Genomic DNA, 23,710 nt, shown 5'->3' on the forward strand with positions numbered 1-23,710 from the left:
TGGCGCACTCCGGCAATTATTGCCACATGACAAGTATTGATGCCGCGTATGCCGTGCAAAACGACACCGCATCGACACATCCGCGGCGGGCGCCCGCGGCTCAGTGCCCGCGCCAGTCCAGACAGACCACGAGCGCGTCGTCCTGCGGGGCGGACTGGCCGCGATGGCCGGTCAGCTCCCGCAGCAGGGCTCGCGGCACCTCGGCGGCGGGCAGCAGACGGGTGGACATGATCGCCCGGGCCAGGGCGGCGTCCCCGTAGGCCTCCCCCTTGGGCGAGGCCGCCGCGTACACCCCGTCGCTGACGAAGACGAGCCGGTCGCCGGGCTCGACCTGGAACTCCTGAGCCACGTAGTCGGTCTCCTCGAACATCCCGAGCGGGAGCTGCGCCTCGAAGCCGACCCGCTCGACCACGCCCTCCCGCAGCCGCAGCAGCTGCGGGGAGCCGGCGTCCACGACCTTCACCCGGCCCGTCGCCAGGTCGAAGTCCAGCATCAGCACCGAGAGGTAGCAGCGCCCCCGGTAGTGGGCGTAGACCGCCTGATCGGCCAGGGCGGCCTGGTCGTCGATGGCGATACCGGCCCGCCGGGCGTTGCGCAGGGCGTTGATCGCGAGGTTCGTCAGCAGGGAGGCCTCGATGCCCTCGCCCATGCCGTTGGTGACGTAGAGCATGAGGCGGTCGGCGTCGGCCGACCAGTCGAAGTTGTCACCGAAGATCGCGTAGGCCGGCTCCAGCTGGGCTCCGAGGTCGTACTCGGGCCGGGAGCAGGAGCGGCCGGGCAGGAGCTGCCACTGCATCTCGGCGGCCAGGGTCAGCCGGTCCTTGCGCCGCGCCCGCAGGTAGACGTCCGTGTCGCGCTCGGCCACGAGCACCTCGTGCGCCAGCACCTCGGCGACGTCCGCGAGCTCGCCCAGCAGCTCACGCACGGCCTGCCGGTCCCGCATCGTGACCGAGAGCACGCCCAGCCGGTCCCCGCGCACCGTCACCGGCAGATGCGCGCGCACCGCGTCGTCGCCGACGCCCTCCAGGAACGGCTCCTGGGCGCCGAAGGCACGGCCGGCGGAGCTGTTGTGCACCGACACAGGATCCGCCGTGCGGGGCAGCTCCGACACCGGTTGCAGGACGGTCAGGCCGTAGTCGGCCAGGAACAGCTCGACGGACTGCGCCGCGTACTCCTCGACGAGCACGCGGCTCACGGCGTCGAGCAACTCATGGGGGGCCGCCGTGCGCAGGGCGCGCTCAGCGGTCACGAATCTGTTCACGATGGGAGATACACCATTCCTTCGTCGGACGTGCACGGGACTGGCTCCGGGCGACGATCCGGCCGGGGTCGAGCCCCGCCGACTGTCCGTGCGATGTGTTGCCGCTTCCGGCACCTAGTACGCTGACGACCGTCCCAGTGCCTGCGAGAGTGTGACGGTGACTGTCTTCCGCCCCCGCCCCGAGCCCGCCGAGGTCGCCCGCACGACCTTGACGACGGTGGAGTTGCTGGAAGTCCTGTGGGGCAGGGCCTCGACCGCTCCGGCCTCCCCGTCCCAGCTGCGCATGCTGTTCATGGTCGAGCACCAGGACGGCATCAACCTGCGCACCCTCGCCGACTCCCTCGCCTCCACGCCGCCGTCCACCAGCAGGCTCTGCGACCGGCTGGTGGCCGCCGGCTTCCTCGAGCGCGTCGTCAGCCCCGTCGACCGGCGCGAGGTGCGGCTGCACCTGAGCAGCCGCGGCCGCGCCTTCCTCGACGACCTGCGGGCGCGCCGGGAGCGGGAGCTGCAGGCGGTGCTGGAGCTGATGCCCGCCGCCAAGCGGACCGCGCTCCTCGAGGGGCTGGAGGCGTTCTGCGACACCGCGGCGTTGCAGATACACGACGGCGCCTCGCACACCTCTCGGGACCGGACCGCCTGAACACCGGGCCGGACCACCGGGCGCCCCGACAGCACGGGCTCCGGACGGCCGGCGCACGGAGCGGACACCGCCCACCGGAACATTGCAGATCCTTCCCCGCGCAGTACGACTCGCCTACTTTGTTGCCTCATGGCCATAGTTGTCAAACGACAACTATTGTGCCGCGGTCTGTTGCCCTCCGGGTACCCCGAAAGCTCCGGAGCCGACTGTGGGGAACCTCTCGAAGCGTGGACGGGCCGGCCGGTGGCGGCCAGGGAGGGCTACGCGGTGCGGCAGTGGCGGACCTGGGACCGCCCGGCGGTCAGCCCGTGGTGAGCATGCCCTCGCGCAGGCCCGCCAGGAGGCGGGAGAGCAGCCGGGAGACGTGCATCTGGGAGACACCGAGGCGCTCGCCTATCTCGGCCTGGGTGAGCTCCTCGACGAAGCGCCAGTGGATGATCTTGCGGTCGCGTTCGCCGAGTTCGGCGATCATCGGCGCGAGGGCGTGGAAGTCCTCGACCAGGCCGAGGGCGGCGTCCTCGTCGCCGATGAAGTCCGCCAGCGCGGCCTCGCCGTCCTCGCTGCTGTTGATCGCCGCGTCCAGGGACGCCGACTTGTAGCCGTTGGAGGCGAGTTGGGCCTCGACGACCTCGGCCTCCGGGAGGCTCATCAGCTCGGAGAGCTCCCTGGTCGTCGGGGTCCGGCCCAGCCGGCTGCGCAGTTCCTCGCTGGCGCGGGCGAGCTGGAAGCGGGCCTCCTGGAGCCGGCGCGGGACGTGCACGGCCCAGGTGGTGTCGCGGAAGAACCGCTTGATCTCACCGACGATGTAGGGGACGGCGAAGGAGGTGAACTCGACCTCTCGGGTCAGCTCGAACCGGTCGATGGCCTTGATCAGGCCGATCATGCCGACCTGGACGATGTCCTCCATCTCCTCCGGCCCCCGGCTGCGGAAGCGGCCGGCCGCGAAGCGGACGAGGGACATGTTCATCTCGATCAGCGTGTTGCGCGCGTACTGATACTCCGGCGTGCCCTCCTCCAGCACGGCCAGCTGGTCGAAGAACAGCTTCGACAGCTCCCGCGCGTCCTTGGGCGCGACCTTGGAAGGGTCTTCGATCGTCGGCACGTCCACCGTCTGCTCCGCAGTCTGCGCGGTCGTCGCCGTCATCTTGCGCCCCTCCCGGTCGGTCAGTTCTGTCGTCGCCGGACCGAAGCCCGGCAAGCACCCTGATACCCCGGTCGCCGAGCGGCATTCCTCGAGCCTCTTTCCGCCGCCGCTCGGCTCCGGGTGCCGCGAGGTCTCCGCCTCAGTAGCGGGCGGTGCTCTGCGGCAACGGCGGATACACCGGGCTGGTGACGCCGTCCACGGTGGCGCCCGCGTACTTGAGCATGGGTCCGACCTGCTGGTCGAGCTCGTACGGGAAGTTCAGGCGGGGCGCCGACACCTCGTTCAGGACCGCTGTCTGCTCCGCCGTCAGCTCTACGTCGAGACCGGCGAGGTTGGCCTCGAGATGGTCCAGGGTGCGCGGGCCGATGAGGGTGGAGCTGACGCCGGGCCGGTTCTGCACCCAGGACAGGGCGACGGCCGCCGGACTCGCGCCGACCTCCCCGGCCACGGCGGCGAGCGCCTCGCTCACCGTGAACTGGGCCTCGCTGGGCTGCCCGAGGACGGCCGACCGCCTGACGTCGGCGGGATCCGCCTGCCCGCGGCGGTACTTGCCCGACAGATAGCCGCTCTTGAGCGGCCTCCACGGCAGCACGCCCATGCCGGCGTCCTGCGCGAGCGGGATCAACTCGCCCTCGATGGTGCGTTCCAGGAGGGAGTACTCCATCTGCAGCGCCGTCACGGGGGTCCAGCCGCGCAGCGGGGCGGTGGCGTGGGCCTTGGCGGTGAACCAGCCGGGGGTGCCGGAGAAGCCGACGTAGCGGATCTTCCCCACGGTGACGAGGTCGTTCAGGGTGCGCAGGGTCTCCTCGATCGGGGTGGAGCGGTCGTAGTTGTGCAGCCAGTACAGGTCGATGTAGTCGGTGCGCAGCCGCCGCAGCGACTCCTCCAGCTGGCCGATGACCGCCTTGCGGCTCGCGCCGCCGCCGTTGGGGTCGCCGAGGTGGAGGTTGCCGTAGAACTTGGTGGCCAGCACCAGGCGGTCGCGCAGGCCGGGGTGGGCGGCGAGGAAGTCGCCGAGGATCGCCACCGAGTTGGCCGTTGGTGTAGGAGTTCGCGGTGTCGACGAAGTTCCCGCCCTGGTCGAGATAGGACCGCAGGATCTTCTCGGATTCCTCGACGCCGCAGCCGAAGCGGCCGTCCTCGCCGAAGTTCATAGCGCCGAGGCAGAAGGGGCTGACCTTGAGGCCGCTGCGGCCGAGACCGACGTACGAATCGAGTGCCACGAAATGCTCCGAGAGGTGCGGAGGTAAGGGGACTCCTTCGAGGAAAGCAGCCTGAGCAGGGCAGTTGTCAGTGCGATCCCCTCGGCCTCTTGCACGATCCCGCCGCGCCCTGTTGGCCGTTGGCCGGCCGCCGGACCCGTGCGCTTCGCTGCCGCTTCAGAGCCTGAACAGCGCCCAGACGATCTTTCCGCCGTCCGCGCGCGGATTCCAGCCCCAGCCGTCGCTCAGCGCCGAGACCACCTGCAGTCCCCGGCCCGACTCCGCGAGTTCCTCCGCCTCCACGGCCGCCGGCCCCAGGTCGCTCTCGTCGGTCACTCCGCACACCGCACAGGACCAGCGGTCCCAGTAGGCGATCCACAGCGCCGGCTGCAACTCGTGCTCGGTGCCCGGGGCCCGGCCGTAGCGGAGGGCGTTGCTGACCAGTTCCGAGACGGTGACCGTGACGTCGTCGATGCGGTCGCGGGCGACGCGGTCGGCGAGCGTCGTCCTGATGAAGTCGCGGGCGATGTGCGCGGATTGGGGCAGGGGCGGTACGACGAGGACCGAGCAGCGGGCGGGGCCGTGGCCGTCCTCGGAGGCGGGTGCGAGGGGGAAGGTGATCCCGGGACCGGGGCGGCCTATGTGATCCACGGCCTGGCACAGCCACTGCCAAGTCGCCTCGATACGCGGGGGGTCGGCCGGTTCTGCGACTTGCTCTGCGGACATCGCGACCCCTGGGACCCCTGCGAAGAGAACTGACGAGCGCTACACCTGTGCGAAGCATCGTCCTACGCCCGCAAGTCTGTACGCAAGTGCATCGGCAATTACCGCTGCAATTGCAGACGATCTTGCAAGCGGTGTCCGCCGGGCGCTATCGTCCCCCGCGTCACCCGTGGATGCAATTGAAGATGCAATTGCAGAGCCGGCAGCGCGACTTCATCTCAAAGAGGCTTCAGATGCAGCACGTGAGCAACGGCGTTCCTGCCACCCAGCTGAGAGGCGCGATCTGGCGCAAGAGCCATCACAGCAACCCCGAAGGCAACTGCGTCGAACTCGCCGCGCTCCCTGACGGAAGCGTCGCCGTACGCAACTCCCGCCACCCCGAAGGTCCGGCTCTCGTGTACACCAGCGCCGAGATCTCCGCTTTCGTCCGCGGCGTGAAGGACGGCGACTTCGACGGCCTACTCCCCGGCCGTTGAGGTCTTGCACACCCGCGGGCGGCCGGAAGGCGCAGGTCAACGGCAGGCGCCTTCCGGCCACTTCACGCACCGCAGCCGTTCGACACCACGGTGCTACCCTCCTTTGTTGAGTCCCGCACACATGCAGACGCAGCCGGCTCGGCGGCCGAGGGGATGACCATGACGGCAGTTCGACCCGATCCGATCGCCACCGGCTCCGACGTCCTCAGCCTCGGGCGCGGCGGCCCCACCGTGCAGCGCATCATGCTGGGCACGCGGCTGCGGCGGCTGCGGGAATCCCTCAACATCACCCGGGACAGGGCCGCTTCGGCGATACGCGCCTCGGACGCCAAGCTCTGCCGCATGGAGCTCGGCCGCGTCGGCTTCAAACAGCGCGACGTAGCAGATCTGCTCACGCTCTACGGCGTCCATGATCCCGAGGCACGCCAGGAGTACCTGGAGTCGGTGCAACGGGCCAACGAACCCGGCTGGTGGCGTGCTTACGGCGACGCCTTCCCCAGCTGGTTCGAGCAGCATCTGGGCCTGGAGGAGGCCGCCTCCCTCATTCGCACCTACGAAGTCCAGTTCATCCCGGGCCTGTTGCAGACCCCCGACTACGCCGAGGCCGTCATCCGCCTCGGCCACCCCATCAGCTCACCGGAGGCGATCCAGCGCCGCGTCGAGCTGCGCATGACCCGGCAGACACTGCTCTCCCGGCCGGGTGCGCCGAAGCTGTGGGTCGTCGTGGACGAGGCCGCGCTGCGCCGTCCGCTCGGCGGGAAGGGCGTGATGCGCGCCCAGCTCGAGCACCTCGTCGAGGTCGCCGCCCAGCCCAACGTCACGCTCCAGGTGCTGCCCTTCCACGTCGGCGGCCACGCGGCGGCCGGCGGCCCGGTCACCGTGCTGCGCTTCCCCGTGCCCGACCTGCCGGACGTCGTCTACCTCGAGCAGCTCTCCAGCGCCCTGTACCTGGACAAGCCCGAGGAGGTCGACCACTACCTCGCGGTCATGGACCGCCTCAGCCTGGTCGCCTCCCCGGCCGTGGACTCGGTGTCCTTCCTGGAACAGGTCCTCGCCGACCTGACCTGACCATGTCCCCGGCGACGGCCGGTGATCACACAGGCGTGGGCGGGTTGTCCACCAGGTCCTCGGCGTGCTCACCGGTGACCAGGTAGACCACGCGCTGGGCGATGGAGACCGCGTGGTCGGCGAAGCGCTCGTAGTAGCGGCCGACCAGGGTGACGTCGACGGCCGTCTCCACGCCGTGGTGCCACCGGTCGTCCATCAGATGCTGGAAGATCAGGCGGTGCAGCTCGTCCATCCGGTCGTCGTCCCGCTCCAACTGGAGCGCGGCCTCGACGTCCTGGGTCATGAGTACCTCGGCGGCCTGCGCCATCAGCCGCTGCGCGAGCTGGCCCATCTCCAGGATCGTACGGCGCAGGTCGCGCGGCACCGCCTGGTCCGGGTGGCGTCGCCGGGCCAGCGTGGCGACGTGCTGGGCCAGGACCCCGCTGCGCTCGAGGTCGGCGCTCATCCTCAGTGAGGTGACCACCGTCCGCAGATCGGTGGCGACGGGCTGCTGCCGGGCCAGTACCGTGATCGCCTTCTCCTCCAGATCCCGCTGCATGACCTCGACCTGCTCCTCGGTGGAGATCACGCTCTCCGCGAGGCGGAGATCGGCGTCCAGCAGCGCACTGGTCGCACGGCCCATGGCGGAACCCACCAGGTTCGCCATCTCCACCAGGGCCTCGCTGATCGATTCCAGCTCCTTGTGGTAGGTGTCTCGCATCCGTCCCTCACCGTCCCGTCCCCAGCCTGCACCGACTGCCAGATTCGCACATGGTGTGCCGGGCGTCTCCAGGGAACCCGGCACAGCAGGAGATCCGGCAACGGCACGGAAGGGAAGCGGCGGATGCACGCTCTGGTCGGCTGGCTCGTCGGGCTGTCCGGGCCCGTGGTCTACGCCGTGGTGGTGGGGCTGGTCTTCGCCGAGGACGCGTTGTTCTTCGGGTTCGTCCTGCCGGGCGAGACCGCCGTGATCGTGGGCGGTGCGCTGGCCCGGCGGGGCACCGTGGACCTGGTCTGGCTGACCGTCGCCGTCGTCCTCGCGGCGATCGCCGGGGACGGCGTCGGCTACGAGATCGGCCGGCACCTGGGTCCGCCGCTGCTGCGCACCCGGCCGCTGCGCCGGCGGGCCGAGCGGGTCGACAAGGCGCGTGACCTGCTGCGCAGGCGGGGCCCGGCGGCGGTCTTCGTCGGCCGCTTCGTGGCCCTCCTGCGCTCACTGGTGCCCGCGCTGGCGGGCGCCTCGAGCATGACGTACCGCCGTTTCCTGCTCTACAACGCCCTGGGCGGGCTGATCTGGGGCGTCGGCAACGTCGCCGTCGGCTATGCCGCGGGCGCCGCGTTCCAGCGCGTCGAGGGCGTCATCGGCAAGACCGTCGCCCTGGCCTCGGCGGCACTCGTCGTCGTGGGGCTGATCGTCTGGCGGGTCCGCCGGCACCGCCGCTCGAACGCCTGAAGCGACGGTCACCAGAGCGCCGACTCCCTGGTGACCGTCTGCGTTGCGGGTACCCCTAGATCCGTGAGCGGTACAACTGAAAACGATCGAGTCGTACGGTGCCTCGTGCCGCCGTGATCCGCAGCCGCCACCGGCGGGCCCGTACGGGCGCGGGCAGGAGCAGGATGCGGCTCGCGCCGACCGTTTTGGCCCGGGTCACCTCCGTCCAGGCACCGTCGCGGTACGCCTCGACCACGCAGCCCTCGATCTGCTGGCCGTGCCGGATGTCCTCCGCGAGCCGGATACGGTCCACCTCGCGCCCGGCGCCGAGATCGACGGTCCGCTCCCGGGAGGAGCCGGTGACCCGTGCCCCGTGGGCCAGGTCCACGGGCAGCTCGTGCTCGATCCGCTCGCGGAACTCGCGCAGCCGGACCACGTCCGTGTCGTGCAGGCGGCCGTCCGTGTCCGGCGGGACGTTCAGCAGCAACACCGCGTTGCGGCCCACGGATCCGAAGTAGATCTCCGTCAACGTGTCCACGCTCTTGGGCAGTTGGTCCGCGTGGTAGAACCAGCCGTCGCGGATGGACACGTCGCACTCGGCGGGCCACCACTGCAGGTAGTCGGTCCTGGGCTGCGCCGTGACCAGCGCCTCGCGGCTGCCCTCGTCGGGAGTGTCGTAGGACAGGGCCCAGTCGGTGCGGCCGTACTGGTTCTCCTTGACCGGGATGACGCTCCATTCGTTCTCGCGCGCCAGTCCGCTCTCGTTGCCGACCCAGCGCAGGTCGGGTCCGGTGACGGCGATCGCCGCGTCCGGGGCGAGCGCGCGGACCAGGGCGTACCAGCTGTCCCAGTCGTAGTCCTCCACCTTGCCGGGCGGGATGCGGCCCTGGGCCCCGTCGAACCAGACCTCGTCCACCGGCCCGTACTCGGTGAGCACTTCGTAGAGCGTGTTGAGCATGTGGGCGCCGTAGTCGGTGGCCGCCAGCCGGAAGGTGCGGTCCGGTGTGCGGTCGTCGCCCTCGGCCAGGGTCGGGATGGTGCGCCCGGTGCGGGCGCTGCCGTTGGCGTACACGCCGTGCAGGTACTGGTTCTCGTCCGCGGGCGAGATGTAGACGCCGACCTTGAGGCCGTGGCGGCGCATGGAGTCGGCGAAGGAGCGCAGTACGTCGCCGTGGCCGCCCTGCCAACTGCTCGACGCCACCGTGTGGTTGGTGTAGCGGGAGGGGTAGAGGACGAAGCCGTCGTGGTGCTTGACGGTGAGGATGGCGAGCCTGAAGCCGCCGTCGCGCAGGGCGCGGGCCCACTGGTCGGTGTCGAGGCCGGTGGGCTGGAAGACGTTCGGGTCCTCGTCGCCGGTGCCCCACTCCAGGCCGGTGAAGGTGTTCACGCCGAAGTGCAGGAACGCGGTCTGTTCGAGGGACTGCCAGGCGATCTGCCGTGCGGTGGGCCGGACTTGGGCAGCCTTGCGGACCAGTTCGTCCGGGGTGTCGTCGGGGCCGACGGGGATGCGGGAGCGGTCGGAGGCCGTCGAGTGGGCGGCGGCCGCGGGCAGGCCGGGTGCGGCGAGGGCGGCGGCCGACGCGACGGCCGAGGTGACGAAGAGGCGTCTGGAGAGGGCCATGTGATCGGTGTCCTCGGGGTCAGCGGGTGGTTCAGTCGATGGATCAGCGTGCGGTGAGGTGCCAGACGGCGGGGGCGTGCTGGTCCCGCGGGTACTGCACGAGAGCGCCGTCGCCGCCCACGCTCAGCGCCATCTGCGTGATCGCGTTGACGAGTTGATAGCCGCCGGACGCACGGACGAGCTGCCAGCGCTGGAGGGTGCCGGCGTCGTCGCAGGTCTTCCAGCTCGCCGCAAGGCCCGGCTGGAGCGGCACGTTGAGGGTGAGCTTGCCGCCGCTCATCTCCAGGCAGCCGTCGGCGTTCCGGACGGTCGCGTAGCCGTCGGCGGTACGGGTGACCTGGGCGTCGAAGGCGTGTCCGGCCGTACGGAAGGTGTAGGTGCCGGCCGTGACCGGCAGCCGGGTGAGGTCGCGCCACCCGGGTGCGTGTCCGACGGCCGTGCCGCGCGCGGTGAAGTCGTCGTAGGTGGCGTCGGGGTGCGGGTCGCCCCAGGTGGCCTGGGCGATGTGCCGCAGGGCGGGCCAGAGTTCGACGGCGACCTCGTTCTCGGTCTCGCCGCGGCCGTTGTCCGGCCACAGGCTGATCTTCGCGCCGGTGACGCCCTTGCCGGAGGTCAGCTTCTCGCCCTCGAAGCTGCGCGGGTCCCAGCTCTGGTCGTACAGGGACCTGGTGTTGGTGTGGAAGCCGCCGCGGACCAGGTAGAGCGAGTAGGCGGCGTTCATCAACGGGTAGCCCTGGGCGATGATCCGGCTCGGTTTGACGGTCACGTCCAGCCAGTGCTCGACGGTCGTCCCGGTGGCCACCGGGACGGTGTTGGCGCCGGTCAGGCCGTCGTTCCAGATGCGCAGGTGCTTGCCCTTGCTCGCGGCGTAGGCGTGGACGCGGTTGATGAAGTCGATGTAGGCGTCCTGCGGGGTGGCGCTCGCGCCGTACTTGTCCTGAGCGTAGCGCAGCATCTGCGGGTACTTCGAGTAGTCGGAGCCGAGCATGTACTCGTCGGCGCCCATGTGCCAGGACCTGGCGGTGAACACCTGGGCGTACTCGTCCATCAGGCTCGTGTAGTAGTCGAAGGCCGCCTGCTGGGTGACGTCGAGCCGGGCGGGCTGCTTGTTGCCGTCGGAATCGGTGAGCTGGAGGTCCGGGCGGTTCTCGATCCACGGGTCCATGTGTCCCGGGGAGTTGATCTCGGGGATGATCTCGACGTGGTACTTCTCACCGAGGGCGACGAGCCGGCGGATCTCGTCCTTGGTGTAGTAGCCCCAGGTGTCGGCCTCGGGGTGGGCGTCGCTCTTCACCTTCAGCTCGACGAGCAGCTGGTTGAGCTTGTGGTGCGCCATCTCGCGGACCAGGTTCTCCAGCCAGGGCAGCGTGATGTGGATGTAGCAGGCGCAGACGCCGACGCCGCGTTCCTTGTAGCGCGGGGTGTCGGTGGTGCGTCCGGCGGGGATCCGGTCGCCCTGGGCGAGGAGCTGGAGGACGGTGCGGGTGCCGTAGAAGGCGCCGGTCTCGGTGGCGCCGGTCACCGACAGCCGTGTACCGGCGTGGAGTTCGTAGCCCTCGGCGCCGAGGGAGACCCTGGACGGCTGGACGTCGATCACGATGTCGCCGGTGCGGGCACCGCCGCGGACGACCGGGACGCCGCCGTGGCCCGCTGCCTTCAGATCGTCGGCGAGGGTGTCGGCGACCCGGCGTTCGGCGGCACTGCCTGCGACCAGCCGGGTGCTGCTGCCGTAGCTGTAACTGCCTTGTTCTGACGCCCAGTTGGTCAGCGCGGGCACGGTGACCGGCGTCGTGTCCTGTTCCTGTGCGAGGGCTGATGCCGGCGCCATGAGCAGCGTCAGCGCCGCGACGACCCCGAGCAGCCGCAGCAGTCTCCTCCTGAACTCAGCCATGCCACTCCACCTTGAACACCCACACGTGCTGTCCCGCCTTGCGGGCCGGCCCGGGTACGTCGATCACCAGCGCGCCCTTGCTGACGGTCCAGGTCAGCGGCCGGTCGTGGCCGAGCATCGTCACCTTGTCCCCGGGCCGGATCGGCACGGGCGCCTCCACGGTGAGCTTGGCGCCCGGCTCGGTCAGGGAGTGGATGTAGAAGGCCTCGTCCGGGCGGATCGTGAACCGCAGGTCGTCGCCGAGCTGGGCCATGCGCGACCAGTACGTCGTGTCGTAGATCGCCTCGCCGTTGACCGCGAGCCAGGCACCGGTCTCGCGCAGCCTGCTCTGCATGACCTCCGGGATGGTGCCGTCGGCGCGCGGGCCGATGTCGAGCAGGAAGTTGCCGTTCTTGGAGACGATGTCGACGAGGCTGTGCACCACCTCCTCGGCGCTCATGTAGGAGGCGTCCGGGGTCGCCCGGTTGTAGCCGTAGCTGAACGGGTCCAGGCCGCGGCTGGACTCCCACTTGGCGACGACGGTGTTGTCGTACGTCGTGTACTCGGGCGTCGTGAAGTCGTGGAAGGCGATGCCGGAGCGGTTGTTGACGGTGACGTCGACCGGACGGGCCCGGTTCTTGGCGTGGTTGAAGTACTCGGCGAGGACGTGGAGGCTGTCGTTCGCGCCGCCGATGTCGCACCAGATGATCTCCGGGTCGTAGCCGTGGATCAGTTCGAGCATCTGCGGGGCCTGGAAGTCCTTCACGTAGTCCTTGCCCGCGGTGTATCCGGTGTACGGCACCGGCTCGAGCGTGTACGGGTTGCGCGGGGCGTGGCCCATCCACGGGTTGTCCGGGTTGAACCACTCGGGCATCGAGAAGTACAGGCCGCGGTGGAGTTCGGGTGCGTACCGGCGGGACGCGGCGAACAGCTCCTTGACCAGATCCCGCTTCGGGCCCAGCTTCACGGCGTTGCGGTCGGAGACCTTGGTGTCCCACAGGGCGAAGCCCTCGTGGTGCTTGGAGGTCAGCACGTGGTACTGCGCGCCGGCGTCCCGGAACAGCTCCACCCACGCGCGAGGGTCGAACTTCTCGGCGGTGAAGCGCGGGATGAAGTCGTCGTAGGCGAAGTCCGCGCCGTAGGTGTCGCGGTGGTAGGCGTACGTCGGGTTGTTCGGGTCCTGCATCTGGTCCCAGTACCACTCGGCGTACTGCACGCCGACCGGCGCCCAGGCGGGCACCGAGTAGACGCCCCAGTGGATGAAGATGCCGAACTTGGCGGCGTTGAACCAGTACGGCGCCTGGTGGCCGGCCAGCGAGGTCTCGGTGGCCTGGTAGTCGGCCGTGCCGAGGGTCAACGTGCGCCGGCCGGTGGCGGCTTGGGCTCCCCGTCCGCGGACGGTCACCGCGCCGTCCTGCCGGGTGCCGGGTGCGGTGCCCGCGCGGTTGCGGATGCCGACGTGGACGCGTGCCTGCTCGCCGGGGTCGAGGCGCCGTATCCGGGCGGGTTCGACGGTGCGGGCGCCGGGGACGTCGACGCGTACGGTCACGTCGTCGCCGCTCAGGATGGCGACGGTGCCCGCGTTGACGACGGTGGCCTCGACGCTCTGCGCGCCGGTGGGCTCCAGGAGGGAAGGGGTGGAGCGGGCGTCACGCAGGGTCAACGCCCGTCCCTGTGCGGCGGGTTGGAGGGAGAGCGCGAAGACGTGCAGGGCGGTCTTGTTCTCCTGCGCCGGGTTGGTGACCGGCAGGGTGAGGGCGACGGCATCGCGCGCCGGGTCGAGCCAGACCTCCGAGGTGCCGATGCCGACGCTGTGCTCGTCCTTGGTGCCGTCCGGCTTGTAGCGGTACGGCGCGGACAGCGAGCCGCCCGCCGCGTACCAGTCGGCGCCGCCGAGGCCGGCGGTGCTGGTCGTGCCGTCCGCGTAGTGGACGGTGGCCTTGCCGGAGGCGTTGCCGTAGCTGCCGGCGGTGAGGAAGACGGCCGACAGGTAGCGGCCCCTGGGCAGGTCGACGCGCTGGCCGAGGGCGACGACGTTGTTCTTGGCGCCCGCCGTGGCGGCCGGGAAGTCGAAGGGGATGCCGTCGACCTCGACGCGGCCCGCGGGGAGGGCCTCGCCGGGGAAGGTGTAGCCGGAGCCGTCGAAGTCGCCGCCGCGGGCGGTGGCGGTGTCGAGGCCGTCGTTGTCGTAGAGGGTGTCGAGCGGGACGGGGACCGGGTCGGGGACGGGGGCCCACTGGGGTGGTGCGGCCTCGTCGTCGCCGGTGGAGGTGGCGGCGTGGGCCTCGCCGGGTACCGCGAGGGGCAGGGCGGCCGCGGCGGCGACCGTGGCCGCCGCACCGAGGACCTGACGTCTTGGATACGGACTCATACTCATGAGCGGCTCCCAATTCATCGGATGTCTGATGATTGGGCGGGCCCAGAAGCCTGTCAATGGGGCCAGGATCGGCCAGAGTTGGGCCAGTGATCGGATGAGCTGCGGTCCTGGGGGCGGTGACCGAAAGATCCTCGCCAAAAGTCCAACAACAGCGCCGCGAATGTCCAAGAGCAGAGGCTCTCGACGTGCGGCCCGCCGCGGGGCAGAGTGCTGTGCGTACTGACGAGTAAGCCCACGCTTCGCATCCCCGAGGAGCACCCGTGACCAGCTGGGTCGGCCGGACCGCCGCCGAGATCGCCGCCGCCGTACGCGAGAAGCGGGCCACGCCCCGGGAGGTGGTGGCCGAGCACCTGGACCGGATCGAGCGGCTGGACGCACGCGTGGGGGCGTTCCGGGTGGTGCGGGCCCGGGCGGCGCTGGCCGAGGCCGACGCCGTGGCCGACCGCGGCGACCTGTCCGAACTGCCCCTGGCCGGCGTGCCAGTGGCCGTCAAGGACAACCTCGCGGTACGCGGCGAGTGCAACCGGGTCGGCTCCGCGGCGACGCCGACCACGCCCGCCGAGGAGGACCATGTGACGGTGGCCCGGCTGCGGGCGGCGGGCGCGGTGGTCGTGGGCCTGACCAACGTGCCCGAGCTGTGCGTCTTCGGCACCACCGAGGGCGTGCACGGCACGGCCCGCAACCCCTGGGACCTGACCCGCAGCGCGGGCGGCTCCTCGGGCGGCAGCGCGGCCGCGGTCGCCGCGGGCCTGGTGCCGATCGCCCTCGGCAACGACGGCATGGGCTCGCTGCGCATTCCGGCCGCCAACTGCGGCCTGGTCACCATCAAGCCGGGACACGGCGTGGTCCCGGCGGGCATCGGCGAGGGCGACTGGTTCGGCATGTCCGAGAACGGCCCGCTCGCCACGACGGTCGAGGACGCGCGCCTGATGCTGACGGTCCTCGCGGACATCGACGCGATACGGCCGTCCGAGCCGGCCATGCGCAAGGTCGCCGTCTCGCTGCGCAGCCCTCTGCTCGGCGTCACGATCAGCAGCCCGTACGCGGCCGCGGCCCGCGACGCCGGCGGCGTCCTGATCAAGGCCGGCCACCAGGTCCGGCGCGCGGACCCGCCCTACCCGCTGTCCCTGAGCACGACGTCCCTCACCCACTGGACGGCCGGCACGGCCGTCGACGCCAAGGACCTCGACCCGCGCCTGCTCACCCGGCGCACCCGCGTCCACGCCACCATCGGCCGCCGCTTCGTCAACAACGTCCGCACCAGCGACAGCCGCGAACAGCTGCGCCGCCGCATGGAACCGTTCTTCGCCGAGTACGACGTCCTGCTCACCCCGGCCCTCGCCCGCCGCTCCCCCAGGTCCGCGCCCTGGCACCAGCGGGGCTGGCTGCCCAACCTGCTCGCCAACACCAACTACTCGCCCCTGACCCCGCCCTGGAACCTCACCGGCTGGCCCGCCATGGCCGTCCCCTTCGGCACCCTCCCCTCCGGCGCGCCCACCGCCGTCCAACTGGTGGGCCTCCCGGGCTCGGAGACGATGCTGCTGGAGATCGCGGAGCAGCTGGAGAAGCTGCATCCGTGGGAGCGGACTGCGCCGCTGGACTAGCGGACTTCGAGTCATTTCGCCAGGTCATCCGTGCCGCGGCGGAGGACGGCCGGCCGACGGGCGCCGCTCGATAATCGCTCGACGCCTCCTTCGGACGTGCGGGAGACTCCGCACGGTGACGCGACGAACCGATACGCCTCCCACCTGGGACGAACGCACGCAGCTGACCACTTTCCTCGACTACGCCCGTGACACCGCGCGGGCGAAGTGCGAGGGGGTGTCCGCGGAGGACGCCCGCAAGGCCCCGCTCCCGAACTCGCCGCTGATGACGATGTGCGGGCTGATCAGCCATCTGCGGTGGGTCGAGTATCACTGGTTCCAGGTGATGTTCCTCGGGGAGGAGCCCGCGGGACCGCTCACCGAAGCCACCGACGAAGACCCCGACCCTGAGATGCGGACAGCGGTCGACATCCCGCTGCCCCGGCTTCTGGCCGCATACGAGGACCAGAGCGAGCGCTACCGTCGCCTGCTGTCCGACTACGCCCTCGACGCATGGGCCGCGCGTCCCATCAGCGACGGCCGCCACGTGGATCTCCGCTGGGTGATTCTCCACCTCGTCGAAGAGATCTCCCGCCACAACGGCCACCTCGACATCGTGCGCGAACTCGTCGACGGCCGGACCGGTGTCTAGGAGGCACCAAAAAACCGGCTGAAGCCAGGCCCGCCCCCGTGCTTGCATGGACGCATGCTCTCCACCGACCGACTGCTCGCCTTCGCGGCGCTGTCCTTCCTGCTGATCGTGGTTCCCGGGCCGAGTGTGCTGTTCGTGATCGGGCGGGCGCTCGCGCAGGGGCGGCGGGCCGCGCTGACGACGGTGGTGGGGAACACGCTGGGGGCGTATCTGCTCGTCGTCGGCGTGGCCGTGGGCATCGGGTCGCTCGTGGAGCGCTCGGTGCTGGTCTTCACGGTGCTGAAGCTGGCCGGCGCCGCCTACCTGGTGTTTCTCGGGGTGAAGGCGTGGCGGGCGCGCGGTTCGCTGCGGGCCGTGTTCGCGGGCGAGGGCGTGGCCCACAGCGGGCTGCGCACGTTCTGGGAGGGATTCGCGGTCGGGGTGACGAACCCCAAGACCATCGTCTTCTTCGCGGCCGTGCTGCCGCAGTTCGTCGACCGTGAGGCGGGCCACGTCACGCTGCAGATGCTGCTGCTGGGGGTGGTGTTCAACGCCATCGCCCTCGCCTCCGACAGCGTCTGGGGCCTGGCGGCGTCCACCGCACGCGACTGGTTCGCCCGCTCACCGCGCCGGCTGTCGATGGTGGGCGGGGCCGGCGGGCTGACGATGATCGGCCTGGGCGTGACGGTGGCCGTCACCGGCCGCAAGGACTGAGCGGGCCGTGCCGGGGCCTGCCGCCCTACAGCGCCCGGTGCATCACGTGCAGCCCCACTCGCCCGTACCGGGGATGGTCGTAGGCGTCCGGCACCGTGCCCAGGATCGTGAAGCCGAGTGACAGCCACAGCTTGACGGCCGGGTTGGTCTCGACGACGGCGTTGAAGACCATGGCGTCGAAGCCCTCGGACCTGGCCGCGGCCAGGATGTGTCCGGCGAGGGCGCGGCCGAAGCCACGGCCGGCCTGGTCGGGGTCGACCATGAAGCCGGCGTTGGCGATGTGGGCCGCGGGGCCGCCGTAGTTGGGAGTGACGAAGGCGGACGCGACGACGACGCCGGTTTCGTCCTCGGCGACGTAGACACGCTTGGCGGGGTTCATCCACAGGGCCCGGGCGGCCTCCTCGGAGGTGTCCGGGTCCCATGTGTAGGTCTCGCCGGCGGCGACGATGCGGTGCCAGAAAGGCCAGATCCGCGGCCAGTCGTCGGCCGCGGCTTCTCTGATCTGCATGGGCGTGAGTCTGGCACGCCCATGCGGTCGGCGATCGCGAGGATCCTGCCGGGTGGCTCAGTCCACGCTGGGCAGGATGTGGGGCTCGGCCAGGTCGTCCTCGTAGCCTGCCAGGCGGATCGGTGCGGAGCGGGCCCACACGTCCAGGCTGCCGATCTCGCCGGGCTGCCGGCCGGCGCGCTCCGTGCGTTCCTTGGGGCGCTGTTCGCGATTCGTCTTCTCTGGTGTCACCGCGCACTCCTTATGTGTCGGGTCACCCTCGGGGCGTGCCGGCCACTCGGCGGTCCGGCGCCTGACGCCCGCTCAGGTGTGAGTCGAAAGCAGTTCGGACGCGGTGGCGCCTGCAACTCGTCTGAGAACAGGCCGCTGTGAACCGGCTTGCCCCGGGACGGACGTGGGTGTGGGTGGGACCCGGTGGAGCTGTCCGTCCGCTCCAGATTAACCAAATGAGCGGAGGACCGCTCTATGGGGCTCAAAACTTGGGCTCAATGTCCTAAGTTATTGGGTTTCAGCCCTCTCTTCTGTCACTCGTTCGGCCTACATGCGTGCCGAACGGCCAACACCCGTTCCATGCTGGGTCCGAGAGACACGTCCGGGAGGAGGACGTCATGGCGTCGGTCACCTTCGACAGAGCCACCCGGTGCTTCCCGGCGATGGACCGGCCGGCCGTGGACTCGCTCGACCTCGCGATCGAGGACGGTGAGTTCATGGTCCTCCTCGGTCCTTCCGGGTGCGGAAAGTCGACCTGCCTGCGCATGCTCGCCGGGCTGGAGGACGTCGACTCGGGTTCGGTCCTCATCGGCGTCCGGGACGTCACCCATCTTCCGCCCGCGGACCGGGACATCGCGATGGTGTTCCAGGACTACGCCCTGTTCCCGCATTTGTCGGCTGCCGACAACATCGGGTTCGCCCTGAAGATCGCCCGCATGGCCAGGCCGCGGGCCCGGCAGCGGGTTCAACACGCCGCCGCCGTCCTCGACATCGAGCAGTACCTCGACCGCCGGCCCGGCACGCTCGCGGGCGGCGAGCGGCAGCGGGTCGCGACCGGGCGCGCGCTCGTGCGTGACCCGCGGGTCTACCTGATGGACGAGCCGCTGTCGAACCTCGATGCCCGGCTGCGCGCGGAGACCCGCGCGCAGATCGTCCGGATGCAGCACCACCTCGGCATCACCACCGTGTACGTCACCCACGACCAGCTCGAGGCGATGGCGGTGGGCGACCGCCTCGCGGTGCTCAAGGACGGGCTGCTCCAGCAGGTGGGCACGCCGCGGGAGGTCTACGCGCACCCGGCCAACACCTTCGTGGGCGGCTTCGTCGGCTCGCCCGCGATGAACCTCTTCCGGCTTCCGCTGTCCGCGGACGGGGCCCGGCTCGGCGCCCTGGACATACCCCTGGCCCGCGGCACGCTGCGGGCGGCCGGCGCCCGCGAGATCGTGCTCGGCGTGCGGCCCGAGCAGTTCGAGTTCCTCTCGCGCGAGGACCGCGAGACACCCGGCCTCGACCTCGTCGTCGACACGGTCGAGGACACCGGCGCCGTCGTCTACCTCCACACCACCGCACGCTCCGGCCCGGACCGCACCGAGATCGTCGTCCGCCTCCCGGGGCGCCCCACCTACGGCAAGGGGGCCGCGCTGCGGGTCGCGATCCGCGCCGGGGACGTGCACTGCTTCTCCGCCGTGACGGGGCAGCGGCTGCCCGAGGACCCGATACCCGTGAGCTGATCCGCGCCCCGGCGCACGGAACAGGCCACGCAGTTCAAGTCCCGTTGGCCGAATCGCAAGGCGGCCATGATCTGCTGACGGACGGCAACGGCTTGTCCTGCGGGAGGGCGGGAGGACTGACGCATGGAGCTGCGCAGTGTCGAAGAGCTGATGGATCTGCTGTACGCCTGCCGGGGCTCGTGGGACGCCCCGGGCCTGCGAAGGGGCCGGGTCGACCTGCACCAGCACGCGCTGCAGACCGCCGCACTGCTGCGGCGCCGACGCCCCGCCGACAAGGAACTCCAGGTGGCGGGCCTGGTGCACGCCATCGGCCCGCTGCTGCGCCCGGGCGACGCGGCCGCCCACCCCGGCAGCGCGGCGGACGCCGTGCGCGGCCTGCTCGGCGAGCGCGTGGCCCGGCTGGTCCGCGAGCACCACCGCTCCGGCAGGCCCTCCGACGACGACCTGGCCCGTCTGCGCCAGGCGGACGAGGAGGGCCGCGCCCCCGGCGTCGACGCCGGGGTGCTGGAGGACTGGCGCACGGTGCTGGAACTGGTCGCCGCACGCAACTCCCGGCTCGGGGCTGTCGACTGACGGTCCGTCATGAGACGGTACGGCGATGACGTCGTCGTACGGGCTGAGGGGCAGGGCCGCCGTCGTCACCGGGGCGACGCGCGGCATCGGGCGCGCGATCGCCGAGCGGCTGGCCGAGGCGGGGGCGCTGGTGTGCGTGACCGCGCGGGACGCGGACGAGGTGCGGCACACGGCCGAGGAGCTGGGCGGCGTGGGGCTGGCCGGCAGCGTCGGGGACCCGGAACATCTGCGGGCGGTCACGGAGCTGGCGCTGGGCGCGTTCGGCCGGATCGACGTGGTGGTCAACAACGCCGCGACGAACCAGCCGTACGGGCCGCTCATGGACGTCGACCCGGAAGCCTGGCGGGAGGCGTTCGCGGTGAACGTGGAGGCGCCGCTGCGGCTGGTGCAGTGTGCGTGGCGGGCGTGGATGCGGGAGCACGGCGGCGCGGTGGTCAACGTCTGCACCGAGGGCGCCGGGCACGTCGGCCCCCGTGTGGGCGCCTACGGCACGAGCAAGGCGGCCCTGCTGCACCTGACCGCCCAGCTCGCCGGGGAGCTGGCGCCGAAGGTGCGGGTCAACTCGGTCTCCCCCGGGCTGGTGCGCACCGAGATGGCGCGGTTCGTGTGGGAGCCGGGCGGGGCGGAGCTGGCGGCGGGGCTGCCGCTGGGGCGCATCGGGGAGCCGGACGACGTCGCGCGAGCCGTGGTGTGGCTGGCCTCGGACGCGGCGGAGTGGATCACCGGCGCGGATCTGCTGGTGGACGGGGGGACCCGCGTCAGGACGGCGTACCCCGGGCCGGGGTACGCCGTCGGTGACTTTCTTCGGTCATACGCACCACCTCGTTCCTGACGGTGGCTATGGCTCCCTCACGGGAACAGCGCGATGCCCATGGCGATGATCAGGACGATGAACACGACGAGGGCGATCGTGCCCCACGTCCAGGGGTGCCTGTAGGGATCTCCCCCGGAACCGCCGCGAGGCCGGTCCTCGGGCAGCGCCGACTGGCTCGGGCGATCGTTCGCATAGAACTGCTCATCGGTGGAGTAGCGGTTGCGCGGATCGTGCTGTGCTCGCGGATCGATGTTCTGCGGACTCCCCATGATCACTCCCTGACGCGGTTGTCAGCAGGAGCCGGGTCCCGACGGGCGCCGGGCCACGCGCGCGATCGTGGATCACCACTTTCCGGGCGCGTAGTCCTTCAAGAAGACGCCGTACAGGTCCTCGCCCTGTTCGCCGCGCACAATCGGATCGTAAACCCGCGCGGCCCCGTCGACCAGGTCGAGCGGTGCGTGGAAGCCCGCCTCGGCCAGCCGCAGCTTGTCGTAGTGCGGGCGCTCGTCGGTGATCCAGCCGGTGTCGACGGAGGTCATCAGGATGCCGTCGGCCTGGAACATCTCCTGGGCGCTGGTCCGGGTGACCATGTTCATGGCGGCCTTGGCGGCGTTGGTGTTCGGGTGGCCGGCGCCCTTGTAGCCGCGGCCGAAGACACCCTCCATGGCGGAGACGTTCACGACGTAGGCACGCCCGCTCGCCGCCTTCTTCGCGGCGTCGGCCATGGCCGGCCGCAGCGCGCTGATCAGGATGAACGGCGAGGTGTAGTTGCACAGTTGGGTCTCCAGCAGCTCCACCGGGGAGATCTGGTCGATGGTCTGCACCCAGGTGTTGCTGTCGACGACGTCGGGGACCAGGCCGCCGGCGTCGATGGCGGTGCCGTCGAGGTGCCGGGCGACGCTGGCGTTGCCCGCGACCAGCGCGAGGTCGGCGACCTTCTGCGCGTCCAGGCCGCCGGTGCCCAGCGGCAGCGCGGCCAGGCCGTCGACCGCGCCGGAGTTGAAGGCGCCGATGACGTGGTGGGCGGGCAGCTCCCCGGCGGGCAGCGGGGCGCTCTCGCCGTCGACCAGGGCGGCGTAGGCGGAGGGGAGGCGGCGTACGGTCTGCGTCGCGTTGTTGATCAGGATGTCGAGCGGGCCCGCCTGGGCGACCTGCTCGCCGAGGGCCACGGCCTGCGCCGGGTCCCGCAGGTCGATGCCGACGACCTCCAGACGGTGGATCCACTGCGCCGAGTCGTCCATGGCCTTGAAGCGGCGGATGGCGTCCTTGGGGAAGCGCGTGGTGATCGTGGTGTGGGCGCCGTCGCGCAGCAGCCGCAGCGCGATGTACATGCCGATCTTGGCGCGGCCGCCGGTGAGCAGGGCGCGCTTGCCCGTGAGGTCGGCGCGCACGTCGCGCTTGACGCGGTTGACGCGGGCGCAGTCCGGACACAGCTGGTGGTAGAAGTAGTCGACTTCCACGAACCGGGACTTGCAGGTGTAGCAGGAGCGCGGGCGCTGGAGTATCCCCGCGAGCTTGCCCTCGCCGGTGGCCGACGACGGCAGCAGACCCTCGGTCTCGTCGTCGATGCGCTGGGCCGAGCCGGTCGCCGTGGACTCCGTGACCGCCTTGTCGTGGGCGGTCTTGGCGGCCCGGCGCTCCTGGCGGCGGCGCTGCTTGACCGTGCGGTAGACGCCCGCGGTGGCCCGGCGCACGGCGATCGCGTCCGGGTGGTCGACCTCGAGCTTGTCGAGTTCCTCGAGCACGCTGAGGCAGACGGCCAGCCGTTCGGGGTCGATACCGGGCCCGAAGACGATCTCGTCCGTGATCGCCGAGCCGTTGTCTGTCACCGTCATGGCCGCTGCCGTTCCCTGCTCTTTCGTCGCGGCGCTCCGGTCGCGCTCGCTTTCGAACGCCGAATTTTAGCGGAGCGCCGGGCCGGTCCACCAAACCCGGGACGATCAGGAGCCGCAGGCGGTGATGAGGGCCTGCACCTCCTCGGTGAGGGCGGCGGCCAGCACGTCCAGGTCGGGTACGGCCTTGGCGTCGGCGACGAGGCCGTAGTGGACCTTGCCGCGGTAGGTCGAGACTGCCACCGCCAGGGACTGTCCCCGGGCCAGCGGGGCGAAGGGGAAGACCTCGGTGACCGGGTTGCCGCCGAGCTTCAGGCCGAAGCTGGGCAGCGGCACGCTGGTGACCAGGATGTCGAACCAGAGCCGGGCGGCCTGGCTGACCAGCGGTCCGCCGAGCCGGTGGCCGAGCGCGGGCACGTGGTCGGCGAGCAGGGCGACGGCGCCCGCGCCGCGGTTGGGGCCCGCGTCCTTGTTGCGGTCCATGGCGGTACGGACGGCGTCGAACCGGCCGAGCGGGTCGGGATCGTCCACGGGGAGCCGTATCAGGTAGCCGGAGAGCCGGTTGCCCTGCGGGTGGGCGGTGCGCGGGCGGCGCTTGGAGACGGGGATGAGTGCGCGGGGTGTCACGCCGTCGCTGCCGTCGCCGCGCTCGTCGAGCCAGCGGCGCAGGGCGCCGGCGACGACCGCGATCAGGACGTCGTTGACGGTGCCGCCCTGGGTCTTGCGGACGCGCTGCACGTCGTCGAGGTCGATGACGACGCCGGCGGTGCGGCGGGTGCCGGTGGCCTCGGAGGTGAACGCCGAGGAGGAGCGCATGCCGAGGCTGGACACGGCCACGGAGGCGCCGATGTCGAGGGCGCGTCCCACGTCGGACAGTGCGCCCCTGACCAGGCCGGGCAGCTTGCGCACATCGGGCAGCAGGCCGCGCTTGGGCTCCTCGGGGCGCGGCCTGCGCTCCGGCATGTCCATCGGGTCCAGGATGGCGGCGGCGAGCGTCAGCGCCCGCAGGCCGTCGGCCAGGGCGTGGTGGAACTTGAACAGCACGGCGAAGGAGACGCCGTCCTCGCCCGGCAGCACATGGGCCTCCCACGGCGGCCGGCCGCGCACCAGTGACCGCTCCATGAGCCGGCCGGCCTCGGCGTGGAAGTCGGCGGTGGGCGCGTGCAGCAGGACGTGGTTGAGCGGGTCGAAGCCGGGGTCGGGCTCGCGGCTGGCGCTGCCGAAGGACATCGGCCTGAGCGGCGAGGGCTGCCACAGGTCCCGGATGCGCATCCGCAGTCCGGGGACCGCCGCGGCCCGCGAGGCGAGCAGGTCGGCGGCGTGGGCGCCGGCGGTGGGCGAGTGCGCCGAGAACACCCCGAGGGCGCCGAGGTGCATGGGGTGCTCGGCGGACTCGATGTTCCAGAACGCCAGGTCGAGTGGAGCGAGCAGGTCAGTGGTCAATGGCTTGCCTCGCGTCGACGGACGGGTGAGCCAGCAGTCAACCTCTCCGGGGAGATTACGGTCAAGTACGATCAGGCTACGCACAGTTAACAGCAGAT

23 protein-coding genes are annotated in these 23,710 nt (G+C 71.1%); 10 read left to right on the plus strand and 13 right to left on the minus strand.

Features of this window, described 5'->3' with window-relative positions; genetic code table 11:
* Window positions 1–100: 100 nt before the first annotated feature.
* Complete coding sequence (locus ACIBN2_RS19230; RefSeq protein WP_399135661.1) at window positions 101–1,261, minus strand: PP2C family protein-serine/threonine phosphatase; 1,161 nt, start codon at window positions 1,259–1,261, stop codon at window positions 101–103.
* A 151-nt stretch (window positions 1,262–1,412) separates the two neighbouring features.
* Between ACIBN2_RS19230 and ACIBN2_RS19235 the strand changes: the two genes are divergently transcribed.
* On the plus strand, window positions 1,413–1,901 hold the full coding sequence (locus ACIBN2_RS19235) for a MarR family winged helix-turn-helix transcriptional regulator (RefSeq protein WP_399135662.1): 489 nt from the start codon (window positions 1,413–1,415) through the stop codon (window positions 1,899–1,901).
* A gap of 301 nt (window positions 1,902–2,202) precedes the next feature.
* Here the strand turns inward: ACIBN2_RS19235 and ACIBN2_RS19240 are convergent, their stop codons facing one another.
* The 3 genes from ACIBN2_RS19240 to ACIBN2_RS19250 all read right to left on the minus strand — a co-directional run bounded on the left by ACIBN2_RS19240 (window position 2,203) and on the right by ACIBN2_RS19250 (window position 4,973).
* Window positions 2,203–3,045 (minus strand): RNA polymerase sigma factor SigF, encoded by an 843-nt coding sequence (locus tag ACIBN2_RS19240; RefSeq protein ID WP_399135663.1) that lies wholly within the window; start codon window positions 3,043–3,045, stop codon window positions 2,203–2,205.
* A gap of 139 nt (window positions 3,046–3,184) precedes the next feature.
* A complete protein-coding gene (locus tag ACIBN2_RS19245) occupies window positions 3,185–4,072 on the minus strand; it encodes an aldo/keto reductase (protein ID WP_399135664.1) in 888 nt (295 codons plus the stop codon).
* Window positions 4,073–4,424: 352 nt separating this feature from the next.
* Window positions 4,425–4,973 carry an ATP-binding protein gene (locus ACIBN2_RS19250; protein WP_399135665.1) on the minus strand — a complete coding sequence of 183 codons (549 nt, stop codon included), beginning with the start codon at window positions 4,971–4,973 and terminating at the stop codon, window positions 4,425–4,427.
* A gap of 230 nt (window positions 4,974–5,203) precedes the next feature.
* Here ACIBN2_RS19250 and ACIBN2_RS19255 point away from each other — a divergent pair, with 230 nt between their 5' ends.
* Together ACIBN2_RS19255 and ACIBN2_RS19260 are read left to right on the plus strand one after the other, a co-directional pair.
* Window positions 5,204–5,446 carry a DUF397 domain-containing protein gene (locus ACIBN2_RS19255; RefSeq protein WP_399135666.1) on the plus strand — a complete coding sequence of 81 codons (243 nt, stop codon included), beginning with the start codon at window positions 5,204–5,206 and terminating at the stop codon, window positions 5,444–5,446.
* A 159-nt stretch (window positions 5,447–5,605) separates the two neighbouring features.
* Window positions 5,606–6,514, plus strand: a complete 909-nt coding sequence (locus tag ACIBN2_RS19260) for a helix-turn-helix domain-containing protein (protein ID WP_399135667.1) — start codon at window positions 5,606–5,608, stop codon at window positions 6,512–6,514.
* 25 nt (window positions 6,515–6,539) lie between these two features.
* Here ACIBN2_RS19260 and phoU read toward each other — a convergent pair whose 3' ends face one another.
* A complete protein-coding gene (gene phoU / locus ACIBN2_RS19265) occupies window positions 6,540–7,214 on the minus strand; it encodes a phosphate signaling complex protein PhoU (RefSeq protein ID WP_399135668.1) in 675 nt (224 codons plus the stop codon).
* 123 nt (window positions 7,215–7,337) lie between these two features.
* Here phoU and ACIBN2_RS19270 point away from each other — a divergent pair, with 123 nt between their 5' ends.
* Window positions 7,338–7,946 carry a DedA family protein gene (locus ACIBN2_RS19270; RefSeq protein ID WP_399135669.1) on the plus strand — a complete coding sequence of 203 codons (609 nt, stop codon included), beginning with the start codon at window positions 7,338–7,340 and terminating at the stop codon, window positions 7,944–7,946.
* Window positions 7,947–8,001: 55 nt separating this feature from the next.
* On the opposite strand, the gene ACIBN2_RS19275 is transcribed toward ACIBN2_RS19270, so the two are convergent.
* Genes ACIBN2_RS19275 through ACIBN2_RS19285 form a run of 3 tightly spaced genes read right to left on the minus strand, consistent with a single transcriptional unit; the run spans window position 8,002 to window position 13,787 of the window.
* Window positions 8,002–9,546 (minus strand): alpha-L-fucosidase, encoded by a 1,545-nt coding sequence (locus ACIBN2_RS19275; RefSeq protein ID WP_399135670.1) that lies wholly within the window; start codon window positions 9,544–9,546, stop codon window positions 8,002–8,004.
* A 43-nt stretch (window positions 9,547–9,589) separates the two neighbouring features.
* Window positions 9,590–11,437 (minus strand): family 20 glycosylhydrolase, encoded by a 1,848-nt coding sequence (locus ACIBN2_RS19280; RefSeq protein ID WP_399135671.1) that lies wholly within the window; start codon window positions 11,435–11,437, stop codon window positions 9,590–9,592.
* Window positions 11,430–13,787 (minus strand): alpha-L-fucosidase, encoded by a 2,358-nt coding sequence (locus tag ACIBN2_RS19285; protein ID WP_399135832.1) that lies wholly within the window; start codon window positions 13,785–13,787, stop codon window positions 11,430–11,432. The genes ACIBN2_RS19280 and ACIBN2_RS19285 overlap by 8 nt, the downstream gene beginning before the upstream one ends.
* 266 nt (window positions 13,788–14,053) lie before the next feature.
* Between ACIBN2_RS19285 and ACIBN2_RS19290 the strand changes: the two genes are divergently transcribed.
* From ACIBN2_RS19290 to ACIBN2_RS19300, 3 genes are all read left to right on the plus strand, one after another.
* Window positions 14,054–15,397 (plus strand): amidase, encoded by a 1,344-nt coding sequence (locus ACIBN2_RS19290; protein ID WP_399135672.1) that lies wholly within the window; start codon window positions 14,054–14,056, stop codon window positions 15,395–15,397.
* A 115-nt stretch (window positions 15,398–15,512) separates the two neighbouring features.
* Complete coding sequence (locus tag ACIBN2_RS19295) at window positions 15,513–16,028, plus strand: DinB family protein (protein WP_399135673.1); 516 nt, start codon at window positions 15,513–15,515, stop codon at window positions 16,026–16,028.
* Window positions 16,029–16,082: 54 nt separating this feature from the next.
* Window positions 16,083–16,721, plus strand: coding sequence for a LysE family translocator (locus tag ACIBN2_RS19300; RefSeq protein ID WP_399135674.1), 639 nt, complete (start codon window positions 16,083–16,085; stop codon window positions 16,719–16,721).
* A gap of 25 nt (window positions 16,722–16,746) precedes the next feature.
* Here ACIBN2_RS19300 and ACIBN2_RS19305 read toward each other — a convergent pair whose 3' ends face one another.
* Both ACIBN2_RS19305 and ACIBN2_RS19310 read right to left on the minus strand, forming a co-directional pair.
* Window positions 16,747–17,229: a GNAT family N-acetyltransferase gene (locus ACIBN2_RS19305; RefSeq protein WP_399135675.1), complete on the minus strand. Its 483-nt coding sequence runs from the start codon at window positions 17,227–17,229 to the stop codon at window positions 16,747–16,749.
* Window positions 17,230–17,286: 57 nt separating this feature from the next.
* The gene (locus ACIBN2_RS19310) at window positions 17,287–17,460 is read right to left on the minus strand and encodes a hypothetical protein (protein ID WP_399135676.1); all 174 of its coding nucleotides are present in this window, start codon (window positions 17,458–17,460) and stop codon (window positions 17,287–17,289) included.
* A 377-nt stretch (window positions 17,461–17,837) separates the two neighbouring features.
* Between ACIBN2_RS19310 and ACIBN2_RS19315 the strand changes: the two genes are divergently transcribed.
* The 3 genes from ACIBN2_RS19315 to ACIBN2_RS19325 all read left to right on the plus strand — a co-directional run bounded on the left by ACIBN2_RS19315 (window position 17,838) and on the right by ACIBN2_RS19325 (window position 20,355).
* Entirely contained in the window at window positions 17,838–18,950 is a 1,113-nt protein-coding gene (locus ACIBN2_RS19315; RefSeq protein WP_399135677.1) for an ABC transporter ATP-binding protein, read from the plus strand.
* 123 nt (window positions 18,951–19,073) lie between these two features.
* The gene (locus ACIBN2_RS19320; protein WP_399135678.1) at window positions 19,074–19,523 is read left to right on the plus strand and encodes a hypothetical protein; all 450 of its coding nucleotides are present in this window, start codon (window positions 19,074–19,076) and stop codon (window positions 19,521–19,523) included.
* 25 nt (window positions 19,524–19,548) lie between these two features.
* Window positions 19,549–20,355, plus strand: a complete 807-nt coding sequence (locus ACIBN2_RS19325) for an SDR family oxidoreductase (protein ID WP_399135679.1) — start codon at window positions 19,549–19,551, stop codon at window positions 20,353–20,355.
* A gap of 17 nt (window positions 20,356–20,372) precedes the next feature.
* On the opposite strand, the gene ACIBN2_RS19330 is transcribed toward ACIBN2_RS19325, so the two are convergent.
* From ACIBN2_RS19330 to ACIBN2_RS19340, 3 genes are all read right to left on the minus strand, one after another.
* Complete coding sequence (locus ACIBN2_RS19330) at window positions 20,373–20,606, minus strand: hypothetical protein (RefSeq protein WP_399135680.1); 234 nt, start codon at window positions 20,604–20,606, stop codon at window positions 20,373–20,375.
* A 72-nt stretch (window positions 20,607–20,678) separates the two neighbouring features.
* Entirely contained in the window at window positions 20,679–22,172 is a 1,494-nt protein-coding gene (locus ACIBN2_RS19335) for an SDR family NAD(P)-dependent oxidoreductase (protein ID WP_399135681.1), read from the minus strand.
* Between the two features lie 105 nt (window positions 22,173–22,277).
* Window positions 22,278–23,612, minus strand: a complete 1,335-nt coding sequence (locus ACIBN2_RS19340) for a wax ester/triacylglycerol synthase family O-acyltransferase (protein ID WP_399135682.1) — start codon at window positions 23,610–23,612, stop codon at window positions 22,278–22,280.
* Window positions 23,613–23,710 lie beyond the last annotated feature (98 nt).

This window comes from Streptomyces sp. NPDC050534, assembly GCF_044457745.1.
GTDB lineage: Bacteria > Actinomycetota > Actinomycetes > Streptomycetales > Streptomycetaceae > Streptomyces.

Bases quoted from the DNA above. Each gene is read 5' to 3' on its own strand.
- ACIBN2_RS19260 (WP_399135667.1), top strand. From the start codon at position 5,606: ATGACGGCAGTTCGACCCGATCCGATCGCCACCGGCTCCGACGTCCTC.
- ACIBN2_RS19320 (WP_399135678.1), top strand. From the start codon at position 19,074: ATGGAGCTGCGCAGTGTCGAAGAGCTGATGGATCTGCTGTACGCCTGC.
- ACIBN2_RS19280 (WP_399135671.1), bottom strand. From the start codon at position 11,437: ATGGCTGAGTTCAGGAGGAGACTGCTGCGGCTGCTCGGGGTCGTCGCG.
- ACIBN2_RS19270 (WP_399135669.1), top strand. From the start codon at position 7,338: ATGCACGCTCTGGTCGGCTGGCTCGTCGGGCTGTCCGGGCCCGTGGTC.
- ACIBN2_RS19335 (WP_399135681.1), bottom strand. From the start codon at position 22,172: ATGACGGTGACAGACAACGGCTCGGCGATCACGGACGAGATCGTCTTC.
- ACIBN2_RS19240 (WP_399135663.1), bottom strand. From the start codon at position 3,045: ATGACGGCGACGACCGCGCAGACTGCGGAGCAGACGGTGGACGTGCCG.
- ACIBN2_RS19300 (WP_399135674.1), top strand. From the start codon at position 16,083: ATGCTCTCCACCGACCGACTGCTCGCCTTCGCGGCGCTGTCCTTCCTG.
- ACIBN2_RS19315 (WP_399135677.1), top strand. From the start codon at position 17,838: ATGGCGTCGGTCACCTTCGACAGAGCCACCCGGTGCTTCCCGGCGATG.
- ACIBN2_RS19285 (WP_399135832.1), bottom strand. From the start codon at position 13,787: ATGAGTCCGTATCCAAGACGTCAGGTCCTCGGTGCGGCGGCCACGGTC.
- ACIBN2_RS19275 (WP_399135670.1), bottom strand. From the start codon at position 9,546: ATGGCCCTCTCCAGACGCCTCTTCGTCACCTCGGCCGTCGCGTCGGCC.
- phoU (WP_399135668.1), bottom strand. From the start codon at position 7,214: ATGCGAGACACCTACCACAAGGAGCTGGAATCGATCAGCGAGGCCCTG.
- ACIBN2_RS19250 (WP_399135665.1), bottom strand. From the start codon at position 4,973: ATGTCCGCAGAGCAAGTCGCAGAACCGGCCGACCCCCCGCGTATCGAG.
- ACIBN2_RS19325 (WP_399135679.1), top strand. From the start codon at position 19,549: ATGACGTCGTCGTACGGGCTGAGGGGCAGGGCCGCCGTCGTCACCGGG.
- ACIBN2_RS19330 (WP_399135680.1), bottom strand. From the start codon at position 20,606: ATGGGGAGTCCGCAGAACATCGATCCGCGAGCACAGCACGATCCGCGC.
- ACIBN2_RS19305 (WP_399135675.1), bottom strand. From the start codon at position 17,229: ATGCAGATCAGAGAAGCCGCGGCCGACGACTGGCCGCGGATCTGGCCT.
- ACIBN2_RS19255 (WP_399135666.1), top strand. From the start codon at position 5,204: ATGCAGCACGTGAGCAACGGCGTTCCTGCCACCCAGCTGAGAGGCGCG.